This window comes from Streptomyces sp. NPDC086549 (genome assembly GCF_044746205.1).
Taxonomy (GTDB): domain Bacteria; phylum Actinomycetota; class Actinomycetes; order Streptomycetales; family Streptomycetaceae; genus Streptomyces.
Genome location: NZ_JBIVBS010000001.1, coordinates 98625 through 111128, shown reverse-complemented (window position 1 = coordinate 111128; position 12504 = coordinate 98625). Strand labels below are relative to the sequence as shown.

Below are 12504 nucleotides of genomic sequence, written 5' to 3'. Positions count from 1 at the left end.
GCCGGGGATTGTTATGCCACCGGGAATCCGACCGGCGTTGTCAGTGGCTCCCCCTAGTCTGAAGAGGACGGGGGCCCCGCCCCTGTCACTTCTCTCAAGAAAGGTGCGGACCGGCGTGGCCGACCGTCTCATCGTCCGTGGCGCGCGCGAGCACAATCTGAAGAATGTCTCGCTCGACCTGCCGCGCGACTCGCTCATCGTTTTCACGGGCCTGTCTGGGTCGGGCAAGTCCTCGCTGGCGTTCGACACGATCTTCGCCGAGGGCCAGCGGCGCTACGTGGAGTCGCTCTCCTCGTACGCCCGCCAGTTCCTCGGCCAGATGGACAAGCCGGACGTGGACTTCATCGAGGGCCTCTCCCCGGCTGTCTCCATCGACCAGAAGTCGACCTCGCGCAACCCGCGCTCGACGGTCGGCACGATCACCGAGGTCTACGACTACCTGCGTCTGCTCTTCGCGCGCATCGGCAAGCCGCACTGTCCCGAGTGCGGCCGCCCCATCTCGCGCCAGTCGCCGCAGGCCATCGTCGACAGGGTTCTGGAGCTGCCGGAGGGGAGCCGCTTCCAGGTGCTGTCGCCCTTGGTGCGCGAGCGCAAGGGAGAGTTCGTCGACCTGTTCGCCGACCTCCAGACCAAGGGCTACAGCCGCGCACGCGTGGACGGCCAGACCATCCAGCTCTCCGAACCGCCCACCCTGAAGAAGCAGGAGAAGCACACCATCGAGGTGGTCGTCGACCGCCTGACGGTGAAGGACTCCGCCAAGCGCCGCCTCACCGACTCCGTGGAGACCGCCCTCGGCCTGTCCGGCGGCATGGTCGTGCTGGACTTCGTCGACCTCCCCGAGGACGACCCCGAGCGCGAGCGCATGTACTCGGAGCACCTGTACTGCCCGTACGACGACCTGTCCTTCGAGGAGCTGGAGCCCCGCTCCTTCTCCTTCAACTCGCCCTTCGGCGCCTGCCCCGAGTGCACGGGCATCGGCACGCGCATGGAGGTCGACCCGGAACTGATCGTCCCGGACGAGGACAAGTCCCTCGACGAGGGCGCCATCCACCCCTGGTCGCACGGGCACACCAAGGACTACTTCGGCCGCCTGATCGGAGCCCTCGCGGACGCGCTGGGCTTCCGCACGGACATCCCCTTCGCCGGTCTGCCGCAGCGCGCCAAGAAGGCCCTTCTCTACGGCCACAAGACGCAGATCGAGGTCCGCTACCGCAACAGGTACGGACGCGAGCGCGTGTACACCACGCCCTTCGAGGGCGCCGTCCCCTTCGTCAAGCGTCGGCACGGCGAGGCCGAGAGCGACGCCAGCCGTGAGCGCTTCGAGGGCTACATGCGCGAGGTGCCCTGCCCCACCTGTGAGGGCACGCGTCTGAAGCCGATCGTCCTCGCCGTCACGATCATGGAGAAGTCGATCGCCGAGGTCTCCGCCATGTCCATCAGCGACTGCGCGGACTTCCTGGGCGAGCTGAAGCTCAACGCCCGCGACAAGAAGATCGCCGAGCGGGTACTGAAGGAGGTCAACGAGCGGCTGCGGTTCCTGGTCGACGTCGGCCTGGACTACCTCTCGCTGAACCGCGCGGCGGGCACCCTCTCCGGCGGCGAGGCCCAGCGCATCCGCCTGGCCACGCAGATTGGCTCCGGCCTGGTCGGCGTCCTGTACGTCCTGGACGAGCCGTCCATCGGTCTGCACCAGCGCGACAACCACCGGCTGATCGAGACCCTGGTCCGGCTGCGCGACATGGGCAACACGCTCATCGTCGTCGAGCACGACGAGGACACCATCAAGGTCGCCGACTGGGTCGTCGACATCGGCCCCGGCGCGGGTGAGCACGGCGGCAAGGTCGTGCACAGCGGCTCCCTGAAGGAACTGCTGGCCAACGCCGAGTCGGAGACCGGTCAGTATCTGTCCGGCAAGAAGTCGATCCCGCTGCCCGGTATCCGGCGCCCGCACGACCCGTCCCGTCGGCTCACCGTGCACGGCGCCCGCGAGAACAACCTGCAGGACATCGACGTGTCGTTCCCGCTGGGCGTGTTCACGGCCGTCACGGGCGTGTCCGGCTCCGGCAAGTCGACGCTGGTCAACGACATCCTGTACACGCACCTGGCCCGCGAGCTGAACGGCGCGAGGAACGTCCCCGGGCGGCACACACGGGTGGACGGCGACGACCTCGTCGACAAGGTCGTGCACGTCGACCAGTCGCCCATCGGCCGCACCCCGCGGTCCAACCCGGCGACGTACACCGGCGTCTTCGACCACGTCCGCAAGCTCTTCGCCGAGACGACCGAGGCGAAGGTCCGCGGCTATCTGCCCGGCCGTTTCTCCTTCAACGTCAAGGGCGGTCGCTGCGAGAACTGCGCGGGCGACGGCACGATCAAGATCGAGATGAACTTCCTCCCGGACGTGTACGTCCCGTGCGAGGTCTGCCACGGCGCCCGGTACAACCGGGAGACCCTGGACGTCCACTACAAGGGCAAGTCCATCGCCGACGTCCTGAACATGCCGATCGAGGAGGCGACGGAGTTCTTCGAGGCCGTCCCCGCGATCGCCCGCCACCTCAACACGCTGAAGGACGTCGGCCTCGGCTACGTCAGGCTCGGGCAGTCCGCGACCACCCTGTCCGGTGGTGAGGCGCAGCGCGTCAAGCTCGCCAGCGAGCTGCAGAAGCGCTCCACCGGCCGCACGGTCTACGTCCTGGACGAGCCGACCACCGGTCTGCACTTCGAGGACATCAGCAAGCTGCTGAAGGTCCTGTCCGGCCTGGTTGACAAGGGCAACACGGTCATCGTCATCGAGCACAACCTCGACGTGATCAAGACCGCTGACTGGGTCGTCGACATGGGGCCGGAGGGCGGCGCCGGCGGCGGGCTCGTCGTCGCCGAGGGCACGCCGGAGGAGGTCGCCGGGGTTCCGGCCAGCCACACCGGCAAGTTCCTGCGCGAGATCCTCGGCGCCGACCGGATCAGCGACGCGGCCTCGGTGCCGGCCCCGCGCAAGACGGCCACGAAGAAGACGGTCGCGGCCGGCGCGACGGCGAAGAAGACGGCCACGGTCAGGACTGCCAAGGCCACCAACAACACGGCGACCACGAAGGCCGCCGGGGTCACGAAGAAGGCGGCACCCGCGAAGAAGACGACGCGGGCACGCAAGGCGTGAGCTGGGTCGCCACATCCTGACAAGTCCTCAAAAAACGGTGCCCCGCGGGAACTCCCCGCGGGAACTCCCCGCGGGGCACCGCTCGTTCCACCATCAGCCACCCTGGCCCTGCGGTCCGACAGGTCCCACGAACCGAGCGGCCAGCTGAACCTTGACAACAGCATCAGCGTTGCAAGTACCGCTAGAAGTCCCCCAGTTCAGCGGCGAACGGCGGTTCCGCCCCCGCCCGTGAGCAGGTCACCGCCGCCGCGCGCGCCGCGAACCGCAGCAGCCGTGTCCAGCCGTCGGCGCCCAGGCCGGCGATCGCCTCGGGGGAGAGGGCGTCCTGCGTGGACAGGCCGTGCAGCAGGGCCGCGTTCACCGTGTCGCCGGCGCCGATCGTGTCGACGACCTCGACCTTCTCGCCCGGCACGGAGTGCTCCGCGCCGTCCCGGGTGAAGGCGGTCAGTCCGTCGGCGCCCCGGGTGAGCACGACGGCCGAAGGTCCCTCGGCCAGCCACTCGCGGGGGGTGCCGCCCAGCCACTCGGCGTCCTCCTCGGAGACCTTCAGCAGCGTCACCGAAGGCAGCCAGCTCTTGAAGCGTGCCCGGTATGCGTCCGCGTCGGGGATCAGGCCCGCCCGGATGTTCGGGTCGAGCGCGGTGAAGAGACCCCGTGCGGCCGAGGTCCGCATCAGTTCCTCATAGGCGCTCGCCCCCGGTTCCAGGACGAGCGAGCAGGTACCGAAGGACACCGCGCGTGCAGCGGCGGGGAGGTCGGCGGGGGCCGTGAACAGACGGTCGGCGGTGCCCTCGACGTAGAAGGAGTAGGCGGCCGAGCCGTTCCCGTCGATGGTGGCGACCGCGAGGGTGGTCGGCTCCGTGCCGCGCTGGACACCCGAGACATCCACGCCCGCCCGCCGCAGCCCGTCGAGCAGGGCCTCGCCAAAGGCGTCGTGCGAGGTGCGGGAGCAGAAGGCGGTGGGGGAGCCGAGACGGCCGAGGGCCACGGCCGTGTTGTACGGGCCGCCGCCGAGCGCCGGCTGCAGGCCCGCGAGGGCACCCGTGCCCTGCGGTACGAGGTCGATCAGTGCCTCACCGGCGACGACGATCACGAGTCGGTTCCTTTCCTGGGCAGGTCGGCGGCCCGTGCGGGCCGTTCGGGGCAGCCGCACGAGGTGCGGTGGACGAAGGCGCAGGGCAGCCGCACCGTCCGGGCGGGCCGGTCGGGTGCGGCCAGTCGGTCCAGCAGTACCCGCACGGCCTGCGCGCCGATCTCCCTGCTGGGCTGGGCGATCGCGGTGAGCCGGGGCGAGAACAGGTCCGCCCAGGCGAAGTCGTCGAAGCAGCACAGGGCGATGTCGTCGGGCACGGTCAGGCCGCGTTCGCGCAGGGCACGCAGGGTGCCGATGGTCATCGCGTTGTTGGCGGTGATCAGCGCCGTGGGCGGGGCGCCGAGGGACAACAGGGCCGCGGTGGCCTGCTGGGCGCGCGCCGACTCGGAGTTGCCGGGGACCACGAGGCCTTCGTCGTGGGCCAGTCCGGCGGCGGCGAGGCCGTGCCGGTAGCCGGTGATCCGTTCGCCGGTGGTGCTGAGCCCGGGCAGGCCGGCGACCAGGCCGATCCGGCGGTGGCCCAGTGCGGCGAGATGGGTGACGAGCCGGGTCATCGGTCCGGTGTTCTCGGCGCAGACCTGGTCGAAGCGCGGGGCGCTGTCGGCGTCGCCGGCGTGGGTGTCGATCACCCGGTCGAGGAACACGGTCGGCACGGCGTGGCGGCCCAGGTAGGCGACGAGCTCGCGCGGGTCCGCGGAGGGGGCGACGATCATGCCGTCCACCCGTCGCTCGTGGAGCAGCTGGACGACCTTGCGTTCGTGCCCGGGGTCGTCGTGCGGGTCGGCGATGAGCAGGCTGTAGCCGTGCTCCAGGGCGGCGGCCTCGACGCCCTGGAGGATCTCCGTGAAGTAGGGATTGCTGATCGCCGACACCGCGAGCCCGATGGAGCGGGTGCGGGAGGTCACCAGGGAGCGGGCGAGGGTGTTGGGCGTGTAGCCGAGCTGGTCGATCGCGTCCAGCACCGCCTGACGGGTGTGGGGCAGTACCGGACGCGTGCCGTTCAGCACGTGGGAGACGGTCGCCACGGAGACTCCGGCGCTCCGTGCGACGTCGGCCATGGTGGGCATCGTGTTTCCTCCCCGGGCCGCGGTGGGCCTCATGGCCGGGAAGGTATCCCATCCAACGGCAGACGTAAACGCTTGCGCAAACGTTTACGACCCTGACCGGCCCCACCCGTACCCACCATGAGGCGAGCGGATCTGTCCAGGTATCGTCGGCCTGCACCATCCCCGACCAGTGGAGATCCTGATGCCCGGCCGATCCTCGGCGAGCCGCCGTACCGTCCTGCGAGGAGCCGCCGTCACTCCGCTGGCCGGCCTCGGTCTCACCGCCTGCTCGGCGATCGGAGGCGGCGTCACCACCGACGCGACGCCGACCGCGCCGGTCGAGCTCGGGGCCGAGAGCGACGTCGCCAAGGGGAGCGCGAAGCTGTACCGGGACCACAACGTGGTGGTCAGCCGGGACGAGGCCGACACACTCAAGGCGTACAGCACGATCTGCACGCACGCGGGGTGCCCCATCAACAAGCTCCAGGGGACGACCCTGGTCTGCCCGTGCCACGGCAGTGAGTTCGATGCCGTCACCGGAAAGGTGGTCCAGGCCCCTGCCACGGAGCCGTTGGCCGAGCTGCCGGTCAAGGCCGCGAACGGGAAGATCATCGCGGGGCCCGGCGCCTGATCGGCAGGCGCAGGGGGAGACCCGTTCAGTCCCAGTCCCAGCCGATTCCCACAATCCCCGGCCGGACCCGCGGCTCGACCAGGTGCACCGAGCGGTGCAGCCCGCTCAGGGGCAGCTCGTGCCGGCCGCTGCGCGGGGCGGCCGGCGAGTGCTGGGCGAACCGGTGGCAGCGCACCGGCAGCGCGTTCGGGTCGAACCGCACCTGGAGCGCGTACTGGCCGCCGGGGAAGCCGAAACCGCGGACGTATTCGCGTGACCCCCCGGCCGTGCCGTCATCGATGCCGTACCGGAAGAGGAAGGTGTCGCCGGACCGCAGCCGGGTACCGAAGAGCAGCTCGGCGACGAGCATGCCGGTTTCGTGATCCAGGCGGACGCGTCCGGTGCGGCAGTTCTCCAGGGCGTGCACCGCCATACGCTCCGGCGCGCAGCCAGGGTCGCCGTGGTGGACGGCCACGAAGCGGTCGACGCCGTCCCGGTGGGCCCGCACGATGTGCTGCGACTCGCGGCCCGCCAGCTCACGGCGCGCCCCGATCCGTACGCGCTCGTGGTGCCCGAGGGTGTGCAGCCCGCCGTCGAGGGACCAGCCCAGCTCGGCCAGGAGCCGGTCCAGGACGTCCGAGGCCTCGATCAGAGACCGGTACGAGCGGGCCGCCGGGCGTTGCACGGCCGGGCGCTCGTCTGCCTCGGCCAGCAGCCGGATCAGCGACTCGTCGGGCAGCTGCAGGATCTCCTCCAGCGCCCGCACGGCCCGCAACGACTCGGGGCGCTGCGGGCGGCGGGCGCCCTGCTGCCAGTAGCTCAGGCTCGTCACGCCCACCTTGACCCCGTGGCGCGAGAGGTGGTGCTGCACGCGCTGGAGCGGCAGTCCGCGGGCGGCGATCGCTGCGCGCAGGGCGACATGGAAGGGGCCGCCCCGCAGGGCCGTGTCCAGTTCCGCGGTGGCGACGTCCGCGTGCTGTGTGGCGTGCGGCATGCACAGGGGCCTTTCTGTGAATGTTCACTACGGCTGGTCAGACCGTTCGCGCGGGTTTCCGGGGCCACCCCGTCGGCGCCGGGGCGCCTGCACATCCGTACGCCGTATCCGGACGCCGTCGTTCACTGCCCCGAGTTCCCCCGCATTGAAGCGTGTTGACCAAGCCCCGACAACACCTCCTGTCCAGCCGCGCGGCACACCTGGCCGAGCCGCGACCCAGTCGCGGCGGGCCCGAGCCGGTTCCTCCGGCGCAGGGCTGCTCGAAAGTCCCGCCTGCCCGGCGCGCCGGGAGCGCGCTCGCCCAAACCCTCGGCTGCGCTCGAACAGGGTGATCGCGGCGGGCCCCGGCTCGTCCCCGCCGCGGTCGCCGTTCACACAGCGCGGCGGCACGTCGGCAAGCGGTGACCTGGCGACCGCCCGGGGCGTTGTCCACAGCCCCGCCGGACTGTCACCCCTCGCCAGTAGGGTGTGAGACATGGCCGACCCCTCCAGCTACCGTCCCAAGCCGGGACAGATCCCGGACTCCCCCGGGGTGTACAGGTTCCGTGACGAGCACCGCCGGGTGATCTACGTCGGAAAGGCGAAAAGCCTGCGCCAGCGCCTGGCGAACTACTTCCAGGACCTGGCGAACCTCCACCCGCGCACCCGGACGATGGTGACCACGGCCACGTCCGTGGAGTGGACCGTCGTGTCGACGGAGGTCGAGGCGCTGCAGCTGGAGTACTCCTGGATCAAGGAGTACGACCCCCGGTTCAATGTCAAGTACCGCGACGACAAGAGCTACCCGTACCTCGCGGTGACGATGAACGAGGAGTTCCCGCGCGTGCAGGTGATGCGCGGTCACAAGAAGAAGGGCGTCAGGTACTTCGGGCCGTACGGACACGCCTGGGCGATCCGGGACACGGTCGATCTGCTGCTTCGGGTGTTTCCCGTGCGTACGTGCTCGGCTGGTGTCTTCAAGAACGCCGGCCGCACCGGGCGTCCCTGTCTGCTCGGCTACATCGGCAAGTGCTCGGCGCCCTGCGTGGAACGGATCTCCGCCGAGGAGCACCGGGAACTGGCCGAGGAGTTCTGTGACTTCATGGCCGGCCGGACGGGCACGTACCTTCGTCGTCTGGAGAAGCAGATGATGGAGGCGGCCGAGGAGATGGAGTACGAGCGGGCCGCCCGCCTGCGCGACGACATCGAGGCTCTGAAGAAGGCGATGGAGAAGAACGCGGTCGTGCTCGCCGACGCGACCGACGCCGACCTCGTCGCCGTCGCCGAGGACGAGCTGGAGGCGGCCGTCCAGATCTTCCACGTGCGCGGCGGGCGCGTCCGCGGTCAGCGGGGCTGGGTGACCGACAAGGTCGAGGAGATCACCACCGCCGCCCTCGTCGAGCACGCCCTCCAGCAGCTCTACGGCGAGGAGACCGGGGACGCCGTCCCCAAAGAGGTCCTCGTCCCGGCGCTGCCCGACCCGGTCGAGCCGGTCCAGGAGTGGCTGACCGGGCGCCGCGGTTCGAATGTCTCACTGCGCATCCCGCAGCGCGGCGACAAGCGGGCCCTGATGGAGACGGTCGAGCGCAACGCCCAGCAGGCACTCGCCCTGCACAAGACCAAGCGCGCCTCCGACCTCACCACACGCTCGCGTGCCCTGGAGGAGATCGCGGACGCCCTCGGCCTGGACAGCGCCCCCCTCCGCATCGAGTGCTACGACATCTCGCACCTCCAGGGCGACGACGTCGTGGCCTCCATGGTCGTCTTCGAGGACGGGCTGCAGCGCAAGAGCGAGTACCGCCGCTTCCAGATCAAGGGTCGTGTCGGAGACACGCAGATCTGGCACGGCGAGGGCCAGGACGACGTCCGCTCCATGCACGAGGTGATCAGCCGCCGCTTCCGGCGCTACCTCGTCGAGAAGGAGAGGACGGGCGAATGGGTGGAGGACGGCGCCGAGGGCGACGGTCTCGGGGGCAACGGCCTCAAGGACGACGACGGCCGTCCCAAGAAGTTCGCCTACCCGCCCCAGCTCGTGGTCGTGGACGGCGGTCAGCCGCAGGTCGCGGCCGCGAAGCGGGCCCTGGACGAGCTGGGCATCGACGACATCGCCGTCTGCGGCCTCGCCAAGCGCCTGGAGGAGGTCTGGCTGCCGCACGACGACGACCCGGTCGTCCTGCCCCGCACCAGCGAGGGCCTCTACCTGCTCCAACGCGTCCGCGACGAGGCGCACCGCTTCGCGATCACCTATCAGCGGACCAAGCGCGCCAAGCGCTTCCGGGCCGGCCCGCTGGACGACGTGCCGGGCCTCGGCGAGACCCGCAAACAGACGCTGATCAAACATTTCGGCTCGGTGAAGAAGCTGCGGTCGGCCACAATCGAGCAGATCCAGGAAGTGCCCGGCATAGGCCGCAAGACGGCCGAGACCATCGCAGCGGCCCTCGCTCAGGCGGCCCCGGCCGCACCCGCCGTGAACACGGCGACTGGAGAGATCATTGATGACGAGGAACCCGCAGCGACGGCGGATTCCTCGGGGGAGCCCGTGACCGCGGGCGCCCCGGACGAACGACGGGGGCAGGAGACATGACCGAGCACGACGCCCAGCACGCAGCGGAGCGAGATCAGACCCACCAGGAGGCGGGCCAAGGTCAGCCGCAGGAAGCGGTCCAGGAAAACGGAGCACAGGTGAGTACGGACGTCACATCGGCCGGGGTCCCCGAGGCGGCCATCCCCGAGCTGGTGATCATCTCCGGCATGTCCGGAGCGGGCCGGTCGACGGCCGCCAAGTGTCTGGAGGACCTCGGCTGGTTCGTCGTCGACAACCTTCCGCCCGCGCTCATTCCCACCATGGTGGAGCTGGGCGCGCGGTCCCAGGGCAATGTGGCGCGGATCGCGGTCGTCGTCGACGTGCGCGGCCGCCGTTTCTTCGACAACCTGCGCGAATCCCTCGCCGACCTCGACTCCAGGGCCGTCACCCGGCGCATCGTCTTCCTGGAGTCCTCCGACGAGGCCCTGGTGCGGCGCTTCGAGTCCGTGCGCCGTCCGCACCCCCTGCAGGGCGACGGCCGCATCGTCGACGGCATCGCCGCCGAGCGCGAGCTGCTGCGCGAGCTGCGCGGCGACGCCGACCTGGTGATCGACACCTCCAGCCTCAACGTGCACGAGCTGCGCGCCAAGATGGACGCCCAGTTCGCCGGGGAGGAGGAGCCCGAGCTGCGGGCCACCGTGATGTCCTTCGGCTTCAAGTACGGCCTCCCGGTCGACGCCGACCTGGTCGCGGACATGCGCTTCCTGCCCAACCCGCACTGGGTCCCGGAGCTGCGCCCGTACACCGGCCTCAACGAGGAGGTGGCCGCGTACGTCTTCAACCAGCCCGGCGCCAAGGAGTTCCTCGACAGGTACGCCGAGCTGCTGCGCCTCATCGCGGCCGGATACCGGCGCGAGGGCAAGCGCTATGTGACCATCGCGATCGGCTGCACCGGCGGCAAGCACCGTTCGGTCGCCATGTCGGAGAAGCTGGCCGCGCGGCTCGCGGCCGAGGGCGTGGAGACGGTGGTCGTACACCGGGACATGGGACGGGAATGACGCAACGCACTCCGCGGCTGGGCAGGCTGCGCCGGATGGTGCCCGAGGCACGCGCGGGCCGCCCCGCCGAGGCGCGCGGCGCACGGCCGCGCCGCCGCGGCGCCCAGCCCAAGGTGGTCGCCCTCGGCGGCGGCATGGGCCTGTCCGCCTCGCTTGCCGCGCTGCGCCGGATCACCGGTGACCTCACCGCCGTCGTGACCGTGGCCGACGACGGCGGCTCCAGCGGGCGCCTGCGCGACGAACTGGGCGTACTTCCGCCCGGCGACCTGCGCAAGGCCCTGGCCGCGCTGTGCGGCGACGACGACTGGGGCCAGACCTGGGCCCGGGTCATCCAGCACCGCTTCACCTCCCAGGGCGACCTGCACGACCACGCGGTCGGCAACCTGCTGATCGTCGCGCTGTGGGAACAGCTCGGCGACCACGTCCAGGCCCTCGACCTGGTCGGCAAGCTGCTCGGCGCGCACGGGCGCGTGCTGCCCATGTCCGCGGTGCCGCTGGAGCTCCAGGCCCTGGTCAAGGGGCACGACCCGGCCCGGCCGGAGGATGTGGACACCGTGCGCGGCCAGGCGACGGTCGCCCTCACGCCCGGTGAGGTGCAGTCCGTGCACCTGGTGCCGCACGACCCGCCCGCCGTCCCCGAGGCCGTCGAGGCAGTCCTGGACGCGGACTGGGTGGTGCTCGGCCCCGGCTCCTGGTTCTCCTCGGTCATCCCGCACCTGCTCGTCCCCGAACTGCTGGACGCCCTCATGGAGACGAAGGGACGCCGGGTACTCTCGCTGAACCTCGCTCCGCAGCCCGGAGAAACCGAAGGTTTCTCCCCGCAGCGTCATTTGGAGGTTTTGGGGCGACACGCCCCTAAACTCGCCCTGGACGTGGTGCTGGCCGACGAGGCCGCCGTGCCCGACCGCGACTCGCTCATCGAAGCCGCCGAGCGGCTCGGAGCCGCGGTCGAGCTGGCGACGGTGGCCCGGACGGACGGTTCTCCCCGGCACGACCCGGAGCTGTTGGCCGCCGCGTACGACCGTATTTTTCGGATGCATGGAAGGATCGGCCCATGGCGATGACGGCAGCGGTGAAGGACGAGATCTCCCGGCTCCCCGTCACCCGGACCTGCTGCAGGAAGGCGGAGGTCTCGGCCATCCTGCGGTTCGCCGGCGGCCTTCACCTGGTGAGCGGGCGCATCGTGATCGAGGCGGAGCTGGACACCGCGATGGCCGCCCGCCGCCTCAAGCGGGACATCCTGGAGATCTTCGGCCACAGCTCCGAGCTGATCGTGATGGCGCCCGGGGGACTGCGCCGCGGCTCGCGGTACGTGGTGCGTGTCGTCGCGGGCGGCGACCAGCTGGCCCGGCAGACGGGGCTCGTGGACGGCCGTGGGCGCCCGATCCGGGGCCTGCCCCCGCAGGTGGTCTCCGGGGCCACCTGTGACGCGGAGGCGGCCTGGCGCGGGGCCTTCCTGGCGCACGGCTCACTGACCGAGCCCGGTCGCTCCTCCTCCCTGGAGGTGACCTGCCCGGGCCCTGAGGCCGCGCTCGCCCTGGTCGGCGCCGCGCGTCGGCTGTCGATCGCCGCCAAGGCCCGCGAGGTGCGTGGCGTGGACCGGGTCGTCGTCCGTGACGGTGACGCGATCGGCGCCCTGCTGACCCGCCTCGGCGCGCACGAGTCCGTGCTGGCCTGGGAGGAGCGCCGGATGCGGCGCGAGGTCCGCGCCACGGCCAACCGGCTCGCCAACTTCGACGACGCCAATCTGCGCCGCTCCGCGCGCGCGGCCGTCGCCGCCGGTGCCCGTGTCCAGCGCGCCCTGGAGATCCTCGGCGACGAGGTTCCCGAGCACCTCGCGGCCGCCGGCCGGCTGCGCATGGAGCACAAGCAGGCCTCCCTGGAAGAGCTGGGCGCCCTCGCCGACCCGCCGCTCACCAAGGACGCCGTCGCGGGCCGTATCCGCCGACTGCTGGCGATGGCCGACAAGCGCGCCTCCGACCTGGGCATCCCGGGGACCGAGGCCAACCTCTCCGAGGAGCTGGCCGACAACCTGGCCGGCTGACC

9 protein-coding genes are annotated in these 12504 nt (G+C 71.0%); 6 read left to right on the top strand and 3 right to left on the bottom strand.

The genetic code is table 11. From position 1 onward, the window contains the following. Window positions 1–115 precede the first annotated feature (115 nt). Window positions 116–3154: an excinuclease ABC subunit UvrA gene (gene uvrA / locus ACIPSA_RS00480; protein ID WP_402626951.1), complete on the top strand. Its 3039-nt coding sequence runs from the start codon at window positions 116–118 to the stop codon at window positions 3152–3154. Between the two features lie 181 nt (window positions 3155–3335). Here uvrA and ACIPSA_RS00475 read toward each other — a convergent pair whose 3' ends face one another. Next, window positions 3336–4247, bottom strand: coding sequence for a carbohydrate kinase (locus ACIPSA_RS00475; protein ID WP_402626948.1), 912 nt, complete (start codon window positions 4245–4247; stop codon window positions 3336–3338). Next, on the bottom strand, window positions 4244–5314 hold the full coding sequence (locus tag ACIPSA_RS00470) for a LacI family DNA-binding transcriptional regulator (RefSeq protein WP_402626946.1): 1071 nt from the start codon (window positions 5312–5314) through the stop codon (window positions 4244–4246). Before ACIPSA_RS00470 ends, ACIPSA_RS00475 begins: the two co-directional genes overlap by 4 nt. Before the next feature lie 181 nt (window positions 5315–5495). Between ACIPSA_RS00470 and ACIPSA_RS00465 the strand changes: the two genes are divergently transcribed. Beyond that, window positions 5496–5924, top strand: a complete 429-nt coding sequence (locus ACIPSA_RS00465) for a Rieske (2Fe-2S) protein (protein WP_402626943.1) — start codon at window positions 5496–5498, stop codon at window positions 5922–5924. Window positions 5925–5949: 25 nt separating this feature from the next. On the opposite strand, the gene ACIPSA_RS00460 is transcribed toward ACIPSA_RS00465, so the two are convergent. Next, entirely contained in the window at window positions 5950–6897 is a 948-nt protein-coding gene (locus ACIPSA_RS00460) for a hypothetical protein (RefSeq protein WP_402626941.1), read from the bottom strand. A gap of 475 nt (window positions 6898–7372) precedes the next feature. Here ACIPSA_RS00460 and uvrC point away from each other — a divergent pair, with 475 nt between their 5' ends. Genes uvrC through whiA form a run of 4 tightly spaced genes read left to right on the top strand, consistent with a single transcriptional unit; the run spans window position 7373 to window position 12502 of the window. After that, window positions 7373–9460, top strand: coding sequence for an excinuclease ABC subunit UvrC (uvrC, locus tag ACIPSA_RS00455; RefSeq protein WP_402626939.1), 2088 nt, complete (start codon window positions 7373–7375; stop codon window positions 9458–9460). Then, window positions 9457–10458, top strand: coding sequence for an RNase adapter RapZ (gene rapZ, locus ACIPSA_RS00450; RefSeq protein ID WP_402626936.1), 1002 nt, complete (start codon window positions 9457–9459; stop codon window positions 10456–10458). The genes uvrC and rapZ overlap by 4 nt, the downstream gene beginning before the upstream one ends. Next, on the top strand, window positions 10455–11522 hold the full coding sequence (yvcK, locus tag ACIPSA_RS00445; protein WP_402626934.1) for a uridine diphosphate-N-acetylglucosamine-binding protein YvcK: 1068 nt from the start codon (window positions 10455–10457) through the stop codon (window positions 11520–11522). Before rapZ ends, yvcK begins: the two co-directional genes overlap by 4 nt. Beyond that, window positions 11513–12502 (top strand): DNA-binding protein WhiA, encoded by a 990-nt coding sequence (gene whiA, locus ACIPSA_RS00440; RefSeq protein WP_030642347.1) that lies wholly within the window; start codon window positions 11513–11515, stop codon window positions 12500–12502. The genes yvcK and whiA overlap by 10 nt, the downstream gene beginning before the upstream one ends. Window positions 12503–12504: the final 2 nt, after the last annotated feature.

What these genes read in the sequence shown, in the direction of transcription:
- ACIPSA_RS00470 (WP_402626946.1), bottom strand. Translation starts at nt 5,314, where the DNA reads ATGCCCACCATGGCCGACGTCGCACGGAGCGCCGGAGTCTCCGTGGCG.
- ACIPSA_RS00465 (WP_402626943.1), top strand. Translation starts at nt 5,496, where the DNA reads ATGCCCGGCCGATCCTCGGCGAGCCGCCGTACCGTCCTGCGAGGAGCC.
- ACIPSA_RS00460 (WP_402626941.1), bottom strand. Translation starts at nt 6,897, where the DNA reads ATGCCGCACGCCACACAGCACGCGGACGTCGCCACCGCGGAACTGGAC.
- uvrC (WP_402626939.1), top strand. Translation starts at nt 7,373, where the DNA reads ATGGCCGACCCCTCCAGCTACCGTCCCAAGCCGGGACAGATCCCGGAC.
- rapZ (WP_402626936.1), top strand. Translation starts at nt 9,457, where the DNA reads ATGACCGAGCACGACGCCCAGCACGCAGCGGAGCGAGATCAGACCCAC.
- yvcK (WP_402626934.1), top strand. Translation starts at nt 10,455, where the DNA reads ATGACGCAACGCACTCCGCGGCTGGGCAGGCTGCGCCGGATGGTGCCC.
- whiA (WP_030642347.1), top strand. Translation starts at nt 11,513, where the DNA reads ATGGCGATGACGGCAGCGGTGAAGGACGAGATCTCCCGGCTCCCCGTC.